This is a genomic window from Stenotrophomonas terrae, assembly GCF_001431465.1.
Taxonomy (GTDB): domain Bacteria; phylum Pseudomonadota; class Gammaproteobacteria; order Xanthomonadales; family Xanthomonadaceae; genus Stenotrophomonas; species Stenotrophomonas terrae.
The window spans coordinates 123,811-142,865 of record NZ_LDJJ01000017.1 but is presented as its reverse complement, the minus strand read 5'-3'; the positions used below and the strand labels follow the sequence as shown (position 1 = coordinate 142,865).

Genomic DNA, 19,055 nt, shown 5'->3' with positions numbered 1-19,055 from the left:
GGCCGAACATTTCATTCAGCCGCAGGCATCCGGTAACGCAAGGGTTGCACCCCTGCATCGGTGAACGACAGCAACCAGCCGTCATGCAGGATGTCGATCTGCTGGAAGTCCGCATGCGCATCGCTGTCGCGCAATTGCCGCGACAGCTCCTGCAGCGCAGCCAACGCCCAACTGCGCAGCACGGCCGGGTCCGCCTCCTCGACAAACGCCACCGCCGGCAACGGCCAGTTGTCGTACAGCAACAACACATTGCGTGGCTGGCGGGCAAAGGCCGGCTTATGCAGCACCTGGCGTTTTTTCTCCACCGCCCAGCGCATCACCTCCACCCACAATCGTTCCGGCTCGTCGCCGGCCCAGGGGCTGCCTTCATAGGTATCCGCCAGCAGCTGCCGCAGCAGCGGACTGTCCCACTCGTTGCGCGCCTCCCCACCGCGCGGGTCCGGCACCGGCCGCACCCAGCCGGAATTGACGCCGTTCAACTTGGCCTGCAACTGCTTGAAGGCCTCCGGCACCACTTCCATGCATTCCAGTCCGATCCGGCCGCTGCCTGTGTCGACCATGAAATCCGGGCTCTCGCGCTTGCTCACCCGCAATGGGTACTCCAGCTGCGAGGCCCAGACGGTCAACCAGCGCACCATCATCCAGCGCTCGCGCTGAGTCTTGATCTCGGCGCCGGAGCCACCGGCCAGCGGTTGCTCGCGCAGGTCCAGCTGCGCGCGCAGGCTGGCGGCATCGGCCGCCGCCCACATCGCCTCAGTCGTTGCTGCCCTGTCCATACAAAGCCTTGCGCGGCGCACCGCTCAGTTCAGCCGCCAGTTTGGCAGCGGTGGAAGGCGGCAGGTGCTCGTTCAATTTGGCGTACAGGCGCCGCCCTTCGGCAATCTTGGCTTCTTCGTCGTCACCCGCACCCTGCACCATCACCACAAACTCGCCCTTGCGCTGGTTGTCGTCGGCCAGCACCTTGGCCAGCAGCTGGTCCAGATTGCCATCAAGCACGGTCTCGAACAGCTTGGTCAGTTCACGCGCCACCACCGCCGGCCGGTCACCGCCAAATGCGCCGGCCATGTCGGCCAGCGACTCGGCAATGCGGTGCGAGGATTCGTAGAACACCAGGGTGCCGGTTTCGCCCGCCAGTTTGTTCAGGCGCTCGCGCCGGGCCGCGCCCTTGGCCGGCAGGAAGCCTTCGAACACAAAGCGGTCGCTGGGCAAACCGGCCACGCTCAATGCGGCAATCGCCGCACAGGCACCTGGGATTGGGCTGACTTTGACCCCCGCCGCACGCGCGGCGCGCACCAGGCGAAACCCCGGATCACTGACCAGTGGCGTGCCGGCGTCACTGACCACCGCCAGCGACTCACCGCCCAGCAGGCGCGCAACCACCCGCTCTGCCATGGCTTCCTCGTTGTGGTCATGCAGGGCGACCAGAGGTTTACTGATGCCGAAATGCGATAGCAACTGACCGGTATGACGGGTGTCCTCGGCGCAGATGGCAGCCACCGAACGCAGCACCTCCTGCGCACGCGGGCTCAGATCGGCGAGGTTGCCGATCGGCGTGGCAACGACATACAAGGTGGCAGCAGCAGTACTCATCATCGGTATTTCCGTGGGCCAAGGGTAGAATCCTACCGTTTCCCCCGCCCGGCACTGCCGCGCCCTGTCGAACGGACCTCAAATGAACAAGCCAGTCGCACGGATTTCCGCCCTGTCATTGTCGATGCTGCTGTTCGTCGGCTGCGCCACCACCAGCGTTGCTCCGACCAGCTCACCCGCCCAGCAGGCGGCCATCACCCTGCTTGAACAGGGCAAACCGCGCGAAGCCGCGCAGCAATTGGAAGCCCAGGCCGCATTGGCGCGCGGTGCTGGCAAAAGCCTGTTGCTGGCCGATGCCGCCTTTGCCTGGCACGAAGCCGGAGACAGCGCCCGTGCGCGCATGCTGATGGCACAGGTACAGCCACGCCAGCTGTCCGGCGCCACCCAACTGCGCTTCAACCTGCTGCAGGCCGAGCTGGCGCTGAGCGACAAGCAGCCGGCCAACGTACTGCAGGTACTGACCGGTAACCCCGCCACGCTGCCGGCGCCGCTGCAGGCGCGCTGGTACCTGGCCCGCGCACAGGCCCTGGAAGCCACCGGCGATGCCTTCGGCGCCGCCGCCGAGCGCGCCCGCGCCGGCACCCTGCTCAGCGGCAGCGAGCGCAATGACAACCAGCGCGCCATCACCCGCTTGCTGGCCGGCTTGAATGACGCCACCCTCAGCAGCCGCGCTGCCGCCCTGCCGGTTGGCGACCCGCTGTACAACCATGCCGGCCGCGCCATGATCGGCCGCGGCCTGCCGCTGCCGCGTCCGTTCGACCGCGACACCGCCGCGCAGCTGGACACCAGCAAGCGCCCAGCCGCCGATGCCGATGGCTACCGCCCGCCGGTGAAGATGGCGGTGCTGCTGCCACTCAGCGGCAATCTTGCCGCTGCCGGTGCCTCGGTCCGTGACGGTCTGCTGGCCGGTTACTACGGCGAAAGCCGCCGCCGCCCGACGATCGATTTCATCGACACCAAGGGCAATGCCAGTGGCGCCGGTGCCGCCTATGACAAGGCCGTCGCCAGCGGCGTGGATTTCATTGTTGGCCCGCTGGGTCGCGATGAAGTGGATGCCCTGTTCCACCGCAGCGAGCTGCCGGTGCCGCTACTGGCCCTGAACCGTGGCAAGGATGCACCGCCGCCGGGCAATGCCGCTTTCTCGCTGGCACCGGAAGACGACGGCCTGATGGCCGCCGAATACCTGCTCAGCCGCGAACGCCGCAATGTGCTGGTGATCGCCAGCAATGACGATGCCGGCCGGCGCTCCAGCAACGCCTTCAAGGAACGCTTCAGCGAGCGCGGCGGCAAGGTCGCGGCCACCATCAGTGTCAGCGAGGCGCCTGCCGATATCACCGCACAGCTGCGTCAGGCCGGCAGCGTCGATGCCATCCTGCTCGCCGTCAAAGGCAACCAGGCCCGCGCCTTGGCACCGCAGCTTGCCCTGGCCGGGCTCAGCGCAGTCAGCCGCGTCGGCACCTCGCAGCTGACTGCTGGCACCGGCAAGGCCGAAGAAGATGCCGCGCTCGATGGCATCGCCTTCCCGACCGAGGCTTGGAGCAGCCGCGGTGTTGCCGGTCTGCCGGCCGCTGCCGCGGTCGCCACCACCCTGCCGACCGCACGTGGCGGCGCCGGGCGTCTGTTCGCCTTCGGCTATGACGCCTGGAAGATCACCGCCTATATGGAGAAGCTGGCCAACAGCACCAGTGGCGGCCTCAGCGGCGCCACCGGCACGCTGCATCTGGACGGTTTCGGCAATGTGCTGCGTACGCCGGCATGGTCCACCTTCAGCGCCGGCCGCCCGGTCGCCATTGGTGATGGCCGCTGAGCAGCACCAACGCGGCGCAGCGGTGGAAGCCGCTGCCCGCGTGCTGCTTGAGCAAGCCGGCCTGCGCTGGCGCGCCGGCAATGTGCGCTTCCGCGGTGGCGAGCTGGACCTGGTGATGCACGACCCCACCGCCGCCAGCCTGGTGTTTGTCGAAGTGCGCTATCGGCGCTCGGCGCTTTTTGGCGGCGGTGCGGCCTCGGTTGATCTGGGCAAGCGCCGCAAGCTGGTCCGTGCCGCACAGTTGTACCTGAGCCAACATCCCAGCTTGGCCAACAGCCCCTGCCGTTTCGACGTGGTCGAAGCCAGTGGCGAACCGCCGCGCCTGAACTGGATCCGTGACGCCTTCCGCGCCGACGACTGCTGATGCCTAGCGTATTTACCCATGCTGCAATTCCGCTGGCACTGTGGTGCGCCAGCGAGCGCGGCCGCATTTCCACGCGCCTGCTTGGCGCTGGCGTAGTCGCAGCGATGCTGCCCGATGCCGACGTACTGGCCTTTGCCCTGCACATACCCTATGCCGATGGCTTCGGCCATCGCGGTGCCAGCCACTCATTGCTGTTCGCCATGTTGCTTGCGGCCCTGGCCATTCCCTGTGCCAGGGCCCTGCAGGCAAGCCGCATCCAGGCTGCGGTGTTCGTCTTCATCTGCGCCGTGTCGCACCCCTTGCTGGATGCGCTGACCTCCGGTGGCTTGGGTGTGGCGCTATGGTGGCCGTGGAGCGAGCAGCGCCTGTTCGCGCCGTGGCGACCCATCCGCGTCTCACCGTTCGCCAATAATTTTTTCAGCGCACGCGGCCTGCAGACCGTCCTTTCGGAACTGCGCTGGGTGTGGCTGCCACTGCTGATCGGCGTCACCGGTTGGCGCCTGATCCAGCACCGCACCCCCGCATCATCGACACCGCCATGACCCCACTGCCCGCTGCTTTCGAACACACCCTGTCACAGCTGCTTGGCGATGACTGGCGCACCGACCCCAACAGCCTGCAGGCGCATGCCCAGGACAACTCCTGGCGGCATGCGCTGCCGCAGGGAGTTGCGATGCCACGCAACCGCGAACAGGTGCAGGCCATCGTCCGCGCCTGCCGCCAGCACGGCGTGCCACTGGTGGGCCGCGGCACCGGCACCGGCACCACCGGCGCCGCCGTGCCGACCGCAGGCGGCATCGTGCTGTCGTTCGCGCAAATGAACCGCATCGTCGCCATCCGCCCCGGCGACCGCTGCGCGGTGGTCGAACCCGGCGTGCTCAACGGCGACCTGCAGCAGGCATTGATGCCGCATGGTCTGTTCTGGCCGCCGGACCCGTCCAGCGCGGACATCTGCAGCATCGGTGGCAACCTGGCCTGCAATGCAGGCGGGCCGCGCGCGGTGAAGTACGGCACCAGCCGCGACAACGTGCTCGGGCTGGTGGCGGTCACCGGCACCGGCGAACTGATTCAATGCGGCGGCCCCTATACCAAGGATTCCACCGGCTACGACCTCACCCATCTGCTGGTTGGCAGTGAAGGCACGCTGGCGCTGATCGTCGAGGCCACGCTCAAGCTGACCCCACGCCCGCGCAGCCAGGCCGGTCTGCGTGTGCTGTACCGCGATGCCGAGGCCGCAGCGGCGGCGGTATCGCGGGTGATGGCGCAGCCGGTAACGCCCACCACATTGGAATTCATGGATGCGCGCAGCCTGCAGCTGCTGCGCCACAACGGCGCGCAGGTACCCGAGGCCGGCGCGATGTTGTTGATCGATGCCGATGGCGACGACGACACCCTGCCCTATCTGCTCAATGCGCTGGCCGAAGCCGCCGAAGGCGATGGCATGTTGGCGCTGGACGTGGCCACCGATGGCAGCACGCGCGACAAGTTGTGGGCGGCACGGCGTGCCTTGTCGCCGGCGTTGAAAACCATCGCGCCGGGCAAGATCAACGAAGACGTGGTGGTGCCGGTATCGCAAATTCCAGCGCTGGTGGAAGGCGTGCAGCAGCTGTCGGCGCAGGCGCAGCTGCCGATCGTCACCTTTGGCCATGCCGGCAACGGCAACCTGCACGTCAACATCCTCTATCACCCGGAGGACGCCAGCGAGAACGAGCGCGCGCATGCGGCACTGCCAAAGGTGTTTGAACTGGCCTTGCAATTGGGGGGCACCTTGTCCGGCGAACATGGAATAGGCCTGGCCAAGCGCGATTTCATGACCCAGGCATTCTCGGCGGGCACCCTGGCGACGATGCGCGCCATCAAGCAGGCGCTGGACCCGGACGGGATCCTCAATCCGGGCAAGGTGCTGCCGGAACAGGAGGATCTGTAGGGCTTGCAGGAGGCTTACGGGTGTCGGGATTGTAGGAGCGGCGTAAGCCGCGAAGCTGGCAATAGGTCGATGCCGGGCAGAACCGCAATCTGATGCTGCAGTGGCTTCGCGGCTTACGCCGCTCCTACAACCGCAGCAAAGCAGCTCCCTGCCGCAATGCAGGGTATGCATTTGTGTTTGTAGGAGCGGCATAAGCCGCGAAGCTGGCAGCAGGTCGGTGCCGGGTAGAATTGCAATCTGATGCTGTGGTGGCTTCGCGGCTTACGCCGCTCCTACAAATGCAGCAAAGCAGCCACCTGCGGCAACACCGGGTATGTATTTGTGTTTGTGGGAGCGGCGTAAGCCGCGAAGCTGGCAGCAGGTCGGCGCCGGGTAGAACTGCAATCTGATGCTGTCGTTGCTTCGCGGCTTACGCCGCTCCCACAACCGCGGCAAAGCAGTCCCCTACGACTGCGTCAGGCGATCGATTCGGCGTAGCGGCAGGACAGCAGTGCCTTGATCAGGAAATCGACCTGGCTGGTTTCGCGTGCGTCCACCCACATCACGGGCAGGCGGTGACCTTCGCTGGCCAGTGCGTTGCGGAACTCGGTGAAGCTGAACTCGGACTCGCGATCCTGGCAGGTCACGCCCACCGCGAAACAGGCCTCCGGTGCCAATCCACGGAAGCGCTCCAGCAGGGTCAACGTACTTGGCAGCGCGCGCGGGTTGAGTGCGCTCACAAGTACGATCACGCCGATTGCACCTTCAGCGACGATCGGCCACATGAAATCCAGGTAGGCCTGACCCGGCACACCGTAGACATGCAGCAGCTCACCATCGCCCAGTTCAATGGAGCTGTAATCCAGCGCCACCGTGGTATGCGATTTGTCCTCAAACGCCGACAGCGCCGTGTCGTCGCTGATCGGCATTTCCGTGCTGATCGGCTCCATGTCCGAGATCGACCGGATCGCAGTCGTTTTACCCGCACCCATTTCACCGACAAAAACCAACTTGGTTGCCATATCCGTCAGACCTGAAGCCCCTTGGAAAAATTGAGCCCGAATCGCTTGGCGATACGCGTGAAAAAGCCTGAGACCTTGTTGCCGGCAGGACGTAGGCCCGCCGCCTGGCTACCACTACTGTCCAGCAGCCCGGTACATGCCGCCGCTGCCATGATACGGGCAATGTCATCCAGTGACGTGCCGGTGGCAAGCGCCAGCGGGCCAGGTTGCCACGGCCGGATCATCATTGCAGCCATTGGCAGCAGCCATTGCATCGGCAGCTTGCCGGTTTCGACCTCCGGCCAGCCGCGCAGCTGGTACAGGCCGGTGGTTTGCTGCTCCAGCAGCGGCTCGGGCGAAAGCACCGCGGCCTGCCAGCAGAAATCCTCGAATGCGTGCGCGCTGACCGCATCGGCCAGGGCCTCGTCCACCGCCTCGGCACTACCCAGCAGCGACAAGGTCCAACCCGGCTCAGCCGCCGCATTGAGATAGTTTTCGTAAGGCAGATCGCGCAGCAGGGTAACCCGCGTATGCGCTGCGTTGATCATCACCTTGACCAGGCCCATATGCAGAACGCTGGGCTTGCCCTGGGCATCGGCCAGGCTGCGGAACAGCGTACGCGGCTTGAACCGCTCACCGCTGCGATCGGACTCCAGCAACAGCTGCCGCAACTGCTGGAAAATATCGCGGACGCTGGCCCCATAGGCCACGCCCGGAATCGAAAGGCCGGACAACACCTTGCGCGTCACCGCCAGTACCGGCAAGCCCTTGAGATTGGCTTCGCGCAGCACCTGCTGGCCGCTGCTGTCGTCAATGCAGGCCACCAGCAGATCCACCGGTTGCTGCTTCCATTCCTGCACATCGGCCTGGATGTACTCGGCCATCAGCAGCGAACTGGCAACCTTCAACCGCATCATATGCAGGACATCAAGACCCGTGCATCCGATCACAGCGGCAGAAATTTTGCGGGCGGGTGCACTCATCGTTTCGATCAGGCCTGTGGGTCGATGCGCGATTGCGGCACCGCTGCTCCGTCAGGGAGCAGCGGTGCCGCATTGCATCACTTGAAATCGAGCGTCTGTTCGAACGACTTCAGCTCGTGACGCGCCAGCGCCAGGTTGGCGCGCGAGCGGTCCAGCACCACGTACAGGAACAGGTCCGCATTGCTCTCCAGCGGACGGATCAGGTGGTACTGCTTGGTCAGGGTGATCAGGATGTCTTCAATCGCATCGGTGATGCCCAGCGAGGCAGCGACGCGGCGCTTGGCGCGCACCACTTCGGTGTTGCCCGCAGCTGCCACTTCCAGGTTGATCGGGCCACCGCCGAGCATGCCCAGCGCCATGCCGCTGTCACTGTCGACCAATGCGGCGCCGACGAAACCGGCGATTTCATTCAACTTGTCGAGCTTGACGTTTCCAGCCATGTTGTTCTCCGTTCCTGATCGAATGTTGTCTAAGTAGTGCAGTGCAGCCCGCCCATTGTTCAAGGCCGGCGACACGCATGTTGCGTCTTACCCGAATCCGTCACCCGCACCGCGTCCCTGGCATGCCAGGCGAACTGCGGCACAGGTGATTTGCAACTGGTGAATTACAGCAACTGCTTGATCCGCGCCGCGGCATCGCGGGCGGCATACAACAGGATGGCAAGCGAGGTGTCGGCATGCCCCAATGCCGCCAACGTATAGGGCCGGTCCGCGGCAACGCGCACCAGCACCATGCTGCCCTGTGAAGTGGACATGGTCACGTAGTCGGCCGTACTCAGGCCGAGCTCACGTGACAAGGTTTCACCAAGCGTAAGAAACGAATTACTCATCGCGGACAAGCGTCGTGGATCAAGCTTGTTCAAGGAGCGATGTGCAATCGCGCGGCCATCGGCCGTGGATACCAGCAGCATGGAAATGCCGACGCTGCGATTGATGACCTGGTCGAGCTCGGTTTCGAGCGCAGCGCTGTCTACGTTGGACGAAGGTGTCCCCACATCACTTACCTTCGCCCTCAGCTTTTCCAATGTTGCTGTTTCCACTACCCCATCCCCTGTTTGCGGTCGCCGGATACAGCCAGTGGGGCTGCACCAAAAACGCGACTTCCATCACAGCCGCGATAGTAAATATGAATACGTGGACACCGCGTGAACGCGGCAGCGCTGCTTTTACAAAGGGCTGGGTTCCCTTATTTCCCGATGCCCGCAAAGTGGTTGTAGCCCTGCTTTGACAACACCACCACACCGCCCTCCTGGTTGATCACCTGCAGCCCGGTTCCGGCTCGAATATAGCCAATCCGGGTAAGCGGAACTGCTACGGAAGCCATGGTTTCGTGCAATGCCTGCCGCTGCGCCTGCGGCGCGGTGAAGCACAACTCATAGTCATCACCTGCGCTTGCACGCAGTGCATTGAACGCAGCAGAGAGCGCACATTGCTGTGCCGCCGCCGATGCAGGCAATGCGTTTTCAAGCACGTCGGCAGCAACGCCACTGCGTGCACAGATATGGCCCAGGTCGGCAAGCAGACCATCGGACACATCCACCGCGGCAGTCGCCACGCCGCGCAATGCGCGCCCCAGTTCAACCCGCGGCGTTGGCCGCGCCAGCCGCAGGCGCAGGTGTTCGTGCGCGGAATCGTCAGCGACGCGGCTTACGTCCAACACCTTCTGCTGCCACAACGCCAAGGCCAGACCGGCTTCGCCGGGCACGCCACTGACCCAGATGTCGTCACCGGGTTGGGCACCGTCACGGCGCAGCGCCTGCCCTGCCGCAACCTGGCCCATCGCGGTGATCGAGATCGACAACGGCCCCCGGGTGGTGTCGCCACCTATCAGGGCGATGCCATGTAGATCGGCCAGCGCGAAGAAACCTTGAGCGAATTCGTCCACCCACTGCGCGCTGGCATCGGGCAGCGACAACGACAAGCTGCACCAGGCCGGCGTTGCGCCCATCGCGGCAAGGTCGGACAGGTTCACCGCCAATGCTTTCCAGCCGATATCGGCCGCAGGCGTTTCTGCCGGAAAGTGCACACCGATATTGAGCGTATCGGTGGTCACCACCAGCTGCTGGCCCGGCGCCGGCTGCAACAGCGCCGCATCGTCGCCAATGCCCAATACGATGTCGGCACGCGCGCCGGTACGCCGCCGTATCCGCTCGATCAGTCCAAACTCGTCAAGGCTCATGATCGCGCTCCCTGTAAAACAACAACGCCGGCGCCGATGATGCCGGCCCGGCGCTGCAGCAAACCCCGTTGGTGGCGAAACCGCCGCCGTCGGTTACTGGTTGGATTCAGTCTTGCGCCACTCTAGCGCGGCGCGGTCAAGCACGCCATTGACATAGGTATGGCCGTGCTCAGAGCCAAACCGCTTGGCGGTTTCGATGGCTTCGTTGATCACCACGCGGTACGGCACATCCTGGCGGTAACGCAGTTCGAAAGCTGCCACGCGCAGTACCGCACGCTCGATGGCATCCACTTCCTCGACCGCACGGTCGACGAACGGGGCCAGCGCCTCGTCCAGGTCACGGCGGTTGTCCAGCACGCCGCGCAGCAGGCTTTCGAAGTACACCAGGTCGGCGATTTCGTGGGCCTGTTCGTGGGCGAACTGGGCCAGCAGCGACTCAGCGTTGCCGCCGGAGATCTGCCAGGCATAGATCGCCTGCAGGGCACGGCGACGCGCGCGCGAGCGCAGTACCGGGTCGACGCCATCGCGACGGACCGGCTTTCCGGCAGGCTTGCCGTTGTTCTTGTTATTCATGGCAGCTGTTCCAGAAGATTGACCATTTCCAATGCCGACAATGCGGCTTCCTCACCCTTGTTGCCGTGGTTGCCGCCCGCACGGGCATCGGCATCCTCCACCCGCTCCACCGCCAGCACGCCATTGAGCACCGGCACGCCAAAATCCAGCTGGGCGCGCATCAGGCCTTCGGCGCAGCGGTCGGCAACGTGTTCGTAATGGCGGGTTTCGCCACGGATCACGCAGCCCAGGGCGATGATCGCAGCGTGCTGCCCGGCCGCAGCCAGACGCGCGGCAACCAGGGGGATTTCCCAGGCACCGGGTACACGGACCACGTCGATGGCGTCCTCGCCGATACCGTTGCCGGCCAGGCTCTTGCGGGCGCCAGTGACCAGGATATCGGTGATCCGGGCATTCCAGCGGCTGGCAATGATGGCAAAACGGGCCGATCCGGCCGGGCGGAGGTCGCCTTCGTAGTGGCTCATGGGGGCGTGGGGTTCCTGAGGGTGGGTAAGTTTAACGTGCGCGGACCTTTGGAGCAGAAACCAGTGTTTAGGAACCAGAAACAGGGGAAAGCCAACTACCCGGCTTTACCCGTTTCTGTTTCCTGCGCACTGCTTGCCGGCCTCAGGGCTGCACGGTTTCGACGATTTCCAGGCCGTAGCCGGCCAGGCCGATCTGCCGGCGCGGGGTGCCCAGCACGCGCAGCTTGCCCAGGCCCAGATCCGACAGGATCTGCGCGCCGGCGCCGTTGCGGCGCCATTGGCCCACGTCCTTGTCCTTGCCCGGGGTCACCGGTGCCGGCTGCTGACGCAGGCGGGCAAGCAGGGCATTGGTGTCGCGCGGTGCCGACAGCACCACCATCACACCGCTGCCGGCGGCGTCGATGGCCCGCAGTGCATCGGTATTGGCCACGCCGAAATCATCCCGGCGCCAGTGCAGCAGGTCGGCCAGCGGGTTCTCCACCTGCACGCGCACCAGGGTCGGCGTGTCCTTGTCCGGAGTGCTGCGAACCAAGGCGAAATGCAGGTCGTTGGCAATACGGTCGCGGTAGGTGACCAGCTTGAAGGCGCCGAACTCGGTATCGATGTCGCGCTCGTCCACACGCTCGACGGTGTGTTCGGTGGCCAGGCGGTAGGCAATGAGGTCGGCGATGGAACCCATCTTCAGACCGTGCTCGCGGGCGAACACTTCCAGCTGCGGGCGGCGCGCCATGCTGCCGTCGGGGTTGAGGATTTCCACCAGCACGCCGGCCGGCTCGAGCCCGGCCAGCATCGCCAGATCGACGCCAGCTTCGGTATGCCCGGCGCGGGTCAGCACGCCGCCGGGCTGGGCGATCAGCGGGAAGATGTGGCCCGGCTGGTGCAGGTCGGAAGGCTTGGCATTGGGTTTGACCGCGGTGCGGATGGTATGCGCGCGGTCGTGCGCGGAAATACCGGTGGTCACGCCTTCAGCCGCTTCGATGCTGACCGTGAAATTGGTCTGGAACTGCGCGGTATTGGCCTGCACCATCGGCGCCAGGCCAAGGTCAGCTGCGCGTCCACGGGTCAGCGGCAGGCACACCAGGCCGCGGCCATGGGTGACCATGAAGTTGATGTCCGACGGCTTGACCAGCTCGGCGGCCATGATCAGGTCGCCTTCGTTCTCACGGTCCTCATCATCGACGATGACCACCATGCGACCGGCACGGATCTCTTCCAGCAGTTCGGGAACGGGGGCGAAATTCATTGTGCGGCTCCTTGGCCCAGCAGGCGCTCGACATAGCGGGCGACCAGATCGATTTCCAGATTGACCGCACTGCCCACGGCGGTGGCAGAGAAGGCGGTATTGGCAACGGTATGCGGGATCAAGGCAACCTCGAACCCTTCGTCGTCGGCTTCGTTGACGGTGAGGCTGACGCCATCCACGCAGATCGAGCCTTTCTTGGCGATGTACTTGAGCAGCGCCTTGGGCGCGGCAAAGCGCCAACGCAGCGCGCGCGCATCCTCGTGGATGGACAGCACCTTGCCCAGGCCATCGACATGACCGCTGACCAGATGGCCGCCAAGACGGTCGGTCGGGCGCATGGCACGCTCGAGATTGATCACCGCGCCTTCGGCCAGGCCACCGAGGGTGGTCAGGTCCAGGGTTTCGGTGGAGGCATCGGCCTTGAAACTGCTGCCGTCGAAGTCGATGACGGTCAGGCAGACGCCGTTGACGGCGATGCTCTCGCCCATCTGCACCTGCTCGAACGGCAGGCTGCCGACGGCGAAGGTGAAGCGGACATCGCCGCCGATGGGTTCGCGTGCGGCCAGACGGCCGACGCCTTCGATGATTCCAGTAAACACTAACGTTCTCCGCAATACAGTGAGCGAAAAACGCCGCAAGGCAAACAGGCGCACGGCCCCTGCAAGGGGACCGAGACACCGTCTTCTTTCATCCGGACTATGACCGTCGGCTCCGGCATCTGACCGGATCTGCTGACCTCCGCCGGGTAACCGCACTGCTGTGCGGGCCTTGCTGGAGCGCTCGCGGGCTCGTACAGCAGCCCCATCGGGAGCGTTGTACCTACCGCCGGTGGGGAGTTGCACCCCGCCCTGAAGACGTTTGTGAGTGCCGGCGAACCGGCCCGGCGATTGTAGCAGCGCTGGTCCCAGCAAGACCCGGGCCCGGCTGAACAAGTGCTTCCCATCGGTGGAACGGGCTGGTAGCTCTCGATGACGCAGGCACCGCAGCTAGCTGGGCCGGGGGCAAGGCAGTTGAAGCCACATGCAAGCGAGCAAAGGATTACCTGCGACAAACAACGTTCCCTACCCCGAAAAGCGATGTCGTCGAAAGGGAACCTGCGTCAAAGGTGATGGGATTTCTCTGAAAGTATCGTCTTGCCCAGGCAACAGCGAGCGCTCGACAAAAGCGGAAAGCAAGCCAATTGGACTTTAAAAGCCGGGAAAAGCGGGCCATATTCCGCAAAAATCTCTATGAACAAGTAGTTCCGGCCTAGCGCAGCCGACATCTCCCTACCACTTGTCACATGTGAATTTTTCGTTAGAATCCGCGCACCGTCACATGACGTTACGGTTCCAGCCCGCAAGGGGCTGGTCGACACGGACATCACATCCAAGAGGATTCCATGCGCAAGACCCTGATTCTGGCCGCCATGCTGGCAGCCGCACCTGTTGTCGCCTCCGCTGACGAGCTCAGCTACACCTACGCCGAAGCCGGCTGGACCCAGGTCAAGATCAACGACAACGAGCTCAATGACCCGAGCCTGGATGGCGCCTACCTGCGCGGTTCGTTCGACATCGCCGACAAGGTCAACCTGTTCGCTGGTTACTCGCAGGTCCGCAAGTCGGTCAGCTGGGGCAATGGCGTGCGTTCGAAGTTCCAGCTGGGCCAGCCGGAGCTGGGCGCCGGTTACCACATGAACATGAGCGACCGCGTCGACTTCACCGCCGACATCGCCTGGTTGCGTCTGAGCCTTGAAGAAAAAGTCAGTGGCGCCGGCGAGTTCAATGGCACCTATAAAGACCACACCAACGCCGGTCGCGTGACCATCGGCCTGCGTGGCAAGCCGTCGGCACGTACCGAAGCCTGGATCAAGGGCGGCGCCCTCGATGGCAGCGACATGGACACCGAGTTCGTCGGCGTGCTGGGCGGCCAGGTCAAGTTCAACAAGACCTGGGGCGTGGTTGCTGAAGGCCAGTGGCAGGGCGACTTCGCCCAGTACTCGGTCGGCGTGCGCGCCAGCTTCTGATCCGGCCTTACCGGGTTTAATGCAGCGGGGGCCGAAAGGCCCCCGTTTTTATTGCCCGGATTCCAGCCAGCGGCGTGATTCATGTAGTGCGCTCAGTTGGTCTTCGCCGGCGGTCGCAGCTGCAGGCGCAGGTCCTTGTCGAGCATGCGGGCGTCGTGCACCTCCAGCGGCAGGGCTTGGGCCATATGCTCGATGCCCAAGCCCGCCAGCAGCGGCCGCGCGCTATCGCCCATCAGCAAGGGCGCCATGTACAGCAATAGTTCGTCGACCAATCCGGCCTTGAGCAAGGCCCCGCACAGGGTTGGCCCGGCTTCGACATGTACCTCATTGATGCCGCGCGCCGCCAGCATCGCCATCACCTCGGCCAGATCAAACCGGCCATCGCCCTGCACACCCACGCCGGCAAATTCGGCACCCTCCAACGCGGGCACCGGCACCGCCGGACCATGCAGATACAAGGTGCCCGCATCGCCTTCGCGCACACGCTTGCAGTCCAGGGTGCGCAGCCGCGCGTCCAGCACCACCCGCAAAGGCGGTAGAAATTCGCCCGCCTCCGGGCGTGCTGTCAGCAACGGATCGTCCGCCAACACCGTGGCCGCGCCGGTCAGGATCGCGCCCGCGCGGGCGCGCCACTGCTGCACGTCGGCACGTGCCGCCTCACCGGTGATCCACTTGGATTCGCCATTGGCCATTGCCGTACGCCCATCCAGGCTGCCGGCCAGTTTCACCCGCACGAATGGGCGGCCACGCTCGATGCGCGATAGAAACCCATGGTTGAGTTCTCGCGCCTGCGCGGCCATCAAACCCACCTCGACGGAGATACCGGCCTGGCGCAGCAGCGCAAAACCGCCGCCATCCACATCCGGGAAGGGATCGGCCATCGCCGCCACCACCCGGCCCACGCCAGCATCGATCAGCGCCAGCGCGCAGGGCGGCGTGCGGCCGTAGTGCGCGCAGGGCTCCAGGGTGACGTAAGCGGTAGCGCCGCGCGCGCGCTCACCGGCCTGGCGCAACGCAAACACTTCGGCATGCGGGCCGCCAGCGCGCTGATGCCAGCCCTCGCCCACCACCTCATCACCCTGGGCAATGACGCAACCCACCATGGGATTGGGGCGGGTGGTCCAGGCCGCGCGTTCGGCCAGGCGCAGCGCGCGGGCCATCAGCAGGTGATCGGTGGCGGTGAACTGACTCATCGGTAAAACCTCATTGCGAATGCGCTGCCCGTTCGGCAGCAGTCGTGCGCCAAGTGTATGCGCACCGATGTCAGCACCCGTATTCCCCGCCAAATCAGCGACAACCGGTATCCACGGCCATCACGGTTATCGCCAACGGCCCCAATTGCAGCTCGGCATGCACGCGCCAGCCCAGACTGCGATACCACGCCACCATCGGTGTTTCGCAGTACAGGTACAGCACGGGCACGCCCAGCGCCGCCGCCTGCGCAACGCAGTGCGCCACCAGCGTTGCGCCCACGCCTTTCCCGCGCGCGGCCTGATCTACATACAGCGAGGCCAGCCAGGGCGACCAGCCGCGTATCTGTTCGTGATCGTCATGCAACAGACTGACCGAGCCCAGCCAGCCACTGTCATCTTCGGCCAGCCAGGTGCAGGGAATGCCGTCGCGCTGCTGCGCACGCAGCTCGGCTTCGGCCTGGGCCAGCGTCCAGTCCGGCAGCAGCGTGCCGAACGCCTGCACATGGGCAAGGGCGATTGCCGGCAGCAGTTCGGACCGGTCCTGCAGATTGATGATCTTCATCGGATTCAACTCACGCGGCCACGCTCGGTGGCCTGCACATTCAAAAAACTAGTCGTTCACGCGCTGGAACACGCCAATACCCAAGCCATCAAAACGCACGCCACCCTCCGCCTGCTCCAGCACCAAGCCCATCGTCTCCGATTCACACATGCCCACCGCGCAGCCGTCGAACAACACCTGGTAGCCGGGCCGCAGCGGTGGATGCAAAGGCAGGCGCACGGACGCATCAATGCCTGGGAAGTGCAAGCGCAGCCCAGTCACCACCTGCCCCGGTGCCGGCGATGGGAAACGATAGGTGTTTGCCCCAGACAACTCGGCTTCAGCGGCCAGCTCGCCCTGGGCCAGCTCCAACACCACCTGCACGCCGTCGCTGGCCACGCCGCTCATTGGATCGAGCAGATCCACGTACAACGGCCTGCCCGCTGCGTGCGTGTCTGCCAGTGCCACCTGCAGTTCCTCGAGCTCGCCGTGACCACTGCGATCAGCCGGATCCGGATGCGCCTGTTGCAGGTCGGCAAGCAGCTGCTGCACCTGCGCGCGCTCGGCTGACCTGGCTTCATACGGAACCAGTTGCACGGTGTTGGCGAGGTCATCACGCGGATGCAGCAACAACATGCCGTCCTCCAGCGACCATTGCCCCTTCGAGCTGCGCGGCAAGGGAGACATGGCCAACTGCAGCGCATAGTTCCCGTCGCCGCCCAGCTCCAGAACCGAGCCTGCAAATCCCTCTTCGACGATGCGATAGCGCCCTGCCAGCGCCTGTGGCGTACACGTATCCCCCGCACAGGAAGATGGCCTGCGTCGAGCTTGATCCAGCGTGGAAACAGCGTCGGCGGCTTCCTGCGCAGCCTGCCGGGCGCGCTCGGCCACATCCAACAGCTTGGACAACTCCTGTTCTTGATCCTGCGCCTGTGCAGTCAATGGCAGACACAACGCAGCCACAAGCAGTGCATTGCATGAAAACAGCTTTCCCGTTGATCGCATCGCCATTTCGGCCTCCATACCGAAACACTGTACCGGTCAGCGTTTGCCGTTCTTGCCTGCCCGCGCCTCTTCCACCCGCGCACGACCCAGCAGCGGCAGCTGATCTTCATCGCTGGAATGGTCACGCTCCAGCTTTTCGATCTCGTCGCGGAAATCCGCCACATCCTCGAAGCTGCGGTAGACCGAGGCAAAACGTACATAGCCGACATGGTCGAGCTTGCGCAGCTCGTCCATCACAAAGCCGCCGACCTTGATCGATGGTACTTCGCGCTCGCCGCACATGCGCAGCTGATGCACCACCGCGCGTACCGCCGCCTCGATGCGCTCTTCCGATACCGGCCGCTTCTGCAGCGCGCGGTCAAAGCCCACCCGCAGCTTGCGCGCGTCAAAGGCTTCGCGGCCACCGTCACTCTTGACGATCACCGGCAGCTTGAGTTCGATGGTTTCCAGCGTACTGAAACGCTCGCCACAGGCCTCGCAGCCACGCCGGCGGCGGATGGTGGCGCCATCTTCGGAAACACGTGAGTCGATCACGCGGGTGTCGGTGTGCTGGCAGAACGGGCAATGCATGTTTCAAGCCTTGGACTTCAGGCGCCGCGCATGCGACGTGGAAAACCTGTAACGCAGATACAACAAACCCCGGGCCGGGGCAAGCGCCCAACCCGGGGTAACGCGGTCAGCTCAGGGCAGAACGGGCGCCGAGATATGCTGGCACCCGCCACCGATCAGCCGTAAACCGGGTACTTGCGGCACTGCTCACTGACCGCATCACGCACGCGGGCAATGACGGCTTCGTCAGCCGGTGCGTCCAGCACGTCGGCAATCCAGCCTGCCAGCGCCACGCAGTCGGCTTCCTGGTAACCACGGGTGGTGATGGCCGGGGTGCCCAGGCGCAGGCCCGAGGTCACGAACGGCGAACGCGGGTCGTTCGGCACCGAGTTCTTGTTGACGGTGATGTGGGCTTTGCCCAGTGCGGCTTCCGCATCCTTGCCGGACACGTCCTTGCCGATCATGTCGACCAGCATCAGATGGTTCTGGGTGCCACCGGAGACGATCTTGTAACCGCGCGCGATCAGCGTGGTAGCCATGGCCTGGGCGTTCTTCACCACCTGCTGCTGGTAGGCCTTGAATTCCGGCTCCAGCGCTTCCTTGAAGGCCACGGCCTTGGCGGCGATGACGTGCATCAGCGGGCCGCCCTGGATGCCCGGGAACACGATCGACTGCAGCTTCTTCTCGATCTCTTCGCCAGCGCCCTTGGCGATGATGATGCCGCCACGCGGGCCGCGCAGGGTCTTGTGGGTGGTCGAGGTGACCACGTGGGCGTGCTCGATCGGGTTCGGGTAGACGCCAGCGGCGACCAGACCGGCGACGTGCGCCATGTCCACGAACAGATAGGCACCCACCTTGTCGGCGATGGCACGGAAACGCGCCCAGTCGACAATCTGCGAATAGGCGGAGAAACCAGCCACCACCATCTTCGGCTTGTGCTCCAGGGCCAGGCGCTCGACTTCGTCGTAGTCGATCAGGCCGGCTTCGTCCACACCGTACTGGATGGCGTTGAAGATCTTGCCCGAGGCATTGACCTTGGCACCGTGGGTCAGGTGGCCGCCATGGGCCAGGCTCATGCCCAGGATGGTGTCGCCCGGCTGCAACAGGGCGAAGTACACCGCCTGGTTGGCCTGCGAGCCGCTGTGCGGCTGCACATTGGCGTAATCGGCGCCGAACAGCTGCTTGAGGCGGTCGATGGCCAGCTTTTCAGCGATATCGACGTACTCGCAGCCACCGTAGTAGCGCTTGCCCGGGTAGCCCTCGGCGTACTTGTTGGTCAGCTGGCTGCCCTGCGCCTCCATCACCAGCGGGCTGGCGTAGTTCTCGCTGGCAATCAGCTCGACATGGTCTTCCTGACGCTGGCACTCATCGGCAATGGCCTTGGCCAACTCGGGATCGTAGGACTCGATACGGGCTTCACGCGGGAACATCACAGCTCCTGGTACGGGGGCGAGGGAGCTTCCGATTGTAGCCCGTTCCAGCCCGCCAGCCGCCTGTTCATTTGGGATCGGCTGCCCGGTGCCGCCCCGCAGCAACTTGTGACGACCATCACAATGTCGGGCAGTTACCTGAAATCAGTGATCGCCTCGCCCTGTTTCTTACGGTTAACAGAGTATGCCCCCGGCTTTTGCAGCCGCCAGCCCTACCGTTGAA

The 19,055-nt window shown here is 64.7% G+C and carries 21 protein-coding genes and 1 riboswitch; of the genes, 5 read left to right on the top strand and 16 right to left on the bottom strand.

Annotation, left to right across the window (positions count from 1 at the left end):
• Window positions 1-11: 11 nt before the first annotated feature.
• Both ABB27_RS06295 and rsmI read right to left on the bottom strand, forming a co-directional pair.
• Window positions 12-776: a hypothetical protein gene (locus tag ABB27_RS06295; protein ID WP_152984458.1), complete on the bottom strand. Its 765-nt coding sequence runs from the start codon at window positions 774-776 to the stop codon at window positions 12-14.
• The gene (rsmI, locus tag ABB27_RS06290; RefSeq protein ID WP_057627544.1) at window positions 754-1,590 is read right to left on the bottom strand and encodes a 16S rRNA (cytidine(1402)-2'-O)-methyltransferase; all 837 of its coding nucleotides are present in this window, start codon (window positions 1,588-1,590) and stop codon (window positions 754-756) included. The genes ABB27_RS06295 and rsmI overlap by 23 nt, the downstream gene beginning before the upstream one ends.
• Window positions 1,591-1,672: 82 nt before the next feature.
• On the opposite strand from rsmI, the gene ABB27_RS06285 reads away from it, so the two are divergent.
• From ABB27_RS06285 to ABB27_RS06270, 4 genes are read left to right on the top strand one after another with little or no spacing between them, the layout of a single operon-like run.
• Window positions 1,673-3,397 (top strand): penicillin-binding protein activator, encoded by a 1,725-nt coding sequence (locus tag ABB27_RS06285; RefSeq protein WP_057627446.1) that lies wholly within the window; start codon window positions 1,673-1,675, stop codon window positions 3,395-3,397.
• Window positions 3,387-3,761 (top strand): YraN family protein, encoded by a 375-nt coding sequence (locus tag ABB27_RS06280; RefSeq protein ID WP_057627444.1) that lies wholly within the window; start codon window positions 3,387-3,389, stop codon window positions 3,759-3,761. The genes ABB27_RS06285 and ABB27_RS06280 overlap by 11 nt, the downstream gene beginning before the upstream one ends.
• Window positions 3,761-4,303, top strand: coding sequence for a metal-dependent hydrolase (locus ABB27_RS06275; protein WP_057627442.1), 543 nt, complete (start codon window positions 3,761-3,763; stop codon window positions 4,301-4,303). Before ABB27_RS06280 ends, ABB27_RS06275 begins: the two co-directional genes overlap by 1 nt.
• Entirely contained in the window at window positions 4,300-5,688 is a 1,389-nt protein-coding gene (locus ABB27_RS06270) for an FAD-binding oxidoreductase (RefSeq protein WP_057627440.1), read from the top strand. The genes ABB27_RS06275 and ABB27_RS06270 overlap by 4 nt, the downstream gene beginning before the upstream one ends.
• Before the next feature lie 455 nt (window positions 5,689-6,143).
• Here the strand turns inward: ABB27_RS06270 and ABB27_RS06265 are convergent, their stop codons facing one another.
• The 9 genes from ABB27_RS06265 to ABB27_RS06225 all read right to left on the bottom strand — a co-directional run bounded on the left by ABB27_RS06265 (window position 6,144) and on the right by ABB27_RS06225 (window position 12,708).
• Window positions 6,144-6,689 carry a GTP-binding protein gene (locus tag ABB27_RS06265; RefSeq protein ID WP_244479158.1) on the bottom strand — a complete coding sequence of 182 codons (546 nt, stop codon included), beginning with the start codon at window positions 6,687-6,689 and terminating at the stop codon, window positions 6,144-6,146.
• Window positions 6,690-6,694: 5 nt separating this feature from the next.
• A complete protein-coding gene (locus ABB27_RS06260; RefSeq protein ID WP_057627435.1) occupies window positions 6,695-7,585 on the bottom strand; it encodes a hypothetical protein in 891 nt (296 codons plus the stop codon).
• A 143-nt stretch (window positions 7,586-7,728) separates the two neighbouring features.
• The gene (locus ABB27_RS06255; protein WP_057627433.1) at window positions 7,729-8,091 is read right to left on the bottom strand and encodes a roadblock/LC7 domain-containing protein; all 363 of its coding nucleotides are present in this window, start codon (window positions 8,089-8,091) and stop codon (window positions 7,729-7,731) included.
• A gap of 164 nt (window positions 8,092-8,255) precedes the next feature.
• Window positions 8,256-8,645, bottom strand: a complete 390-nt coding sequence (locus ABB27_RS06250; RefSeq protein WP_152984457.1) for a roadblock/LC7 domain-containing protein — start codon at window positions 8,643-8,645, stop codon at window positions 8,256-8,258.
• A 191-nt stretch (window positions 8,646-8,836) separates the two neighbouring features.
• Complete coding sequence (thiL, locus tag ABB27_RS06245) at window positions 8,837-9,829, bottom strand: thiamine-phosphate kinase (protein WP_057627428.1); 993 nt, start codon at window positions 9,827-9,829, stop codon at window positions 8,837-8,839.
• Window positions 9,830-9,922: 93 nt separating this feature from the next.
• Window positions 9,923-10,402, bottom strand: coding sequence for a transcription antitermination factor NusB (nusB, locus tag ABB27_RS06240; RefSeq protein ID WP_057627427.1), 480 nt, complete (start codon window positions 10,400-10,402; stop codon window positions 9,923-9,925).
• Complete coding sequence (ribH, locus tag ABB27_RS06235; RefSeq protein WP_057627425.1) at window positions 10,399-10,866, bottom strand: 6,7-dimethyl-8-ribityllumazine synthase; 468 nt, start codon at window positions 10,864-10,866, stop codon at window positions 10,399-10,401. Before ribH ends, nusB begins: the two co-directional genes overlap by 4 nt.
• Window positions 10,867-11,008: 142 nt before the next feature.
• Complete coding sequence (ribB, locus tag ABB27_RS06230) at window positions 11,009-12,109, bottom strand: 3,4-dihydroxy-2-butanone-4-phosphate synthase (protein WP_057627423.1); 1,101 nt, start codon at window positions 12,107-12,109, stop codon at window positions 11,009-11,011.
• Complete coding sequence (locus ABB27_RS06225; protein ID WP_057627421.1) at window positions 12,106-12,708, bottom strand: riboflavin synthase; 603 nt, start codon at window positions 12,706-12,708, stop codon at window positions 12,106-12,108. The genes ribB and ABB27_RS06225 overlap by 4 nt, the downstream gene beginning before the upstream one ends.
• Before the next feature lie 76 nt (window positions 12,709-12,784).
• A riboswitch (FMN riboswitch) is annotated at window positions 12,785-12,969 on the bottom strand.
• Between the two features lie 521 nt (window positions 12,970-13,490).
• On the opposite strand from ABB27_RS06225, the gene ABB27_RS06220 reads away from it, so the two are divergent.
• The gene (locus ABB27_RS06220; protein ID WP_057627419.1) at window positions 13,491-14,114 is read left to right on the top strand and encodes a hypothetical protein; all 624 of its coding nucleotides are present in this window, start codon (window positions 13,491-13,493) and stop codon (window positions 14,112-14,114) included.
• 92 nt (window positions 14,115-14,206) lie between these two features.
• Here the strand turns inward: ABB27_RS06220 and ribD are convergent, their stop codons facing one another.
• The 5 genes from ribD to glyA form a co-directional block, all read right to left on the bottom strand.
• Window positions 14,207-15,307 carry a bifunctional diaminohydroxyphosphoribosylaminopyrimidine deaminase/5-amino-6-(5-phosphoribosylamino)uracil reductase RibD gene (gene ribD, locus ABB27_RS06215; RefSeq protein ID WP_057627416.1) on the bottom strand — a complete coding sequence of 367 codons (1,101 nt, stop codon included), beginning with the start codon at window positions 15,305-15,307 and terminating at the stop codon, window positions 14,207-14,209.
• A gap of 94 nt (window positions 15,308-15,401) precedes the next feature.
• Window positions 15,402-15,869, bottom strand: a complete 468-nt coding sequence (locus tag ABB27_RS06210) for a GNAT family N-acetyltransferase (protein WP_057627542.1) — start codon at window positions 15,867-15,869, stop codon at window positions 15,402-15,404.
• 48 nt (window positions 15,870-15,917) lie between these two features.
• The gene (locus ABB27_RS06205) at window positions 15,918-16,757 is read right to left on the bottom strand and encodes a hypothetical protein (RefSeq protein WP_152984456.1); all 840 of its coding nucleotides are present in this window, start codon (window positions 16,755-16,757) and stop codon (window positions 15,918-15,920) included.
• Window positions 16,758-16,889: 132 nt separating this feature from the next.
• Window positions 16,890-17,423 (bottom strand): transcriptional regulator NrdR, encoded by a 534-nt coding sequence (gene nrdR, locus ABB27_RS06200; protein WP_057627412.1) that lies wholly within the window; start codon window positions 17,421-17,423, stop codon window positions 16,890-16,892.
• Between the two features lie 155 nt (window positions 17,424-17,578).
• A complete protein-coding gene (glyA, locus tag ABB27_RS06195; protein WP_057627411.1) occupies window positions 17,579-18,832 on the bottom strand; it encodes a serine hydroxymethyltransferase in 1,254 nt (417 codons plus the stop codon).
• Window positions 18,833-19,055: the final 223 nt, after the last annotated feature.

What these genes read in the sequence shown, in the direction of transcription:
- ABB27_RS06295 (WP_152984458.1), bottom strand. Translation starts at nt 776, where the DNA reads ATGGACAGGGCAGCAACGACTGAGGCGATGTGGGCGGCGGCCGATGCC.
- rsmI (WP_057627544.1), bottom strand. Translation starts at nt 1,590, where the DNA reads ATGAGTACTGCTGCTGCCACCTTGTATGTCGTTGCCACGCCGATCGGC.
- ABB27_RS06285 (WP_057627446.1), top strand. Translation starts at nt 1,673, where the DNA reads ATGAACAAGCCAGTCGCACGGATTTCCGCCCTGTCATTGTCGATGCTG.
- ABB27_RS06280 (WP_057627444.1), top strand. Translation starts at nt 3,387, where the DNA reads ATGGCCGCTGAGCAGCACCAACGCGGCGCAGCGGTGGAAGCCGCTGCC.
- ABB27_RS06275 (WP_057627442.1), top strand. Translation starts at nt 3,761, where the DNA reads ATGCCTAGCGTATTTACCCATGCTGCAATTCCGCTGGCACTGTGGTGC.
- ABB27_RS06270 (WP_057627440.1), top strand. Translation starts at nt 4,300, where the DNA reads ATGACCCCACTGCCCGCTGCTTTCGAACACACCCTGTCACAGCTGCTT.
- ABB27_RS06265 (WP_244479158.1), bottom strand. Translation starts at nt 6,689, where the DNA reads ATGGCAACCAAGTTGGTTTTTGTCGGTGAAATGGGTGCGGGTAAAACG.
- ABB27_RS06260 (WP_057627435.1), bottom strand. Translation starts at nt 7,585, where the DNA reads ATGATGCGGTTGAAGGTTGCCAGTTCGCTGCTGATGGCCGAGTACATC.
- ABB27_RS06255 (WP_057627433.1), bottom strand. Translation starts at nt 8,091, where the DNA reads ATGGCTGGAAACGTCAAGCTCGACAAGTTGAATGAAATCGCCGGTTTC.
- thiL (WP_057627428.1), bottom strand. Translation starts at nt 9,829, where the DNA reads ATGAGCCTTGACGAGTTTGGACTGATCGAGCGGATACGGCGGCGTACC.
- nusB (WP_057627427.1), bottom strand. Translation starts at nt 10,402, where the DNA reads ATGAATAACAAGAACAACGGCAAGCCTGCCGGAAAGCCGGTCCGTCGC.
- ribH (WP_057627425.1), bottom strand. Translation starts at nt 10,866, where the DNA reads ATGAGCCACTACGAAGGCGACCTCCGCCCGGCCGGATCGGCCCGTTTT.
- ribB (WP_057627423.1), bottom strand. Translation starts at nt 12,109, where the DNA reads ATGAATTTCGCCCCCGTTCCCGAACTGCTGGAAGAGATCCGTGCCGGT.
- ABB27_RS06220 (WP_057627419.1), top strand. Translation starts at nt 13,491, where the DNA reads ATGCGCAAGACCCTGATTCTGGCCGCCATGCTGGCAGCCGCACCTGTT.
- ribD (WP_057627416.1), bottom strand. Translation starts at nt 15,307, where the DNA reads ATGAGTCAGTTCACCGCCACCGATCACCTGCTGATGGCCCGCGCGCTG.
- ABB27_RS06210 (WP_057627542.1), bottom strand. Translation starts at nt 15,869, where the DNA reads ATGAAGATCATCAATCTGCAGGACCGGTCCGAACTGCTGCCGGCAATC.
- nrdR (WP_057627412.1), bottom strand. Translation starts at nt 17,423, where the DNA reads ATGCATTGCCCGTTCTGCCAGCACACCGACACCCGCGTGATCGACTCA.
- glyA (WP_057627411.1), bottom strand. Translation starts at nt 18,832, where the DNA reads ATGTTCCCGCGTGAAGCCCGTATCGAGTCCTACGATCCCGAGTTGGCC.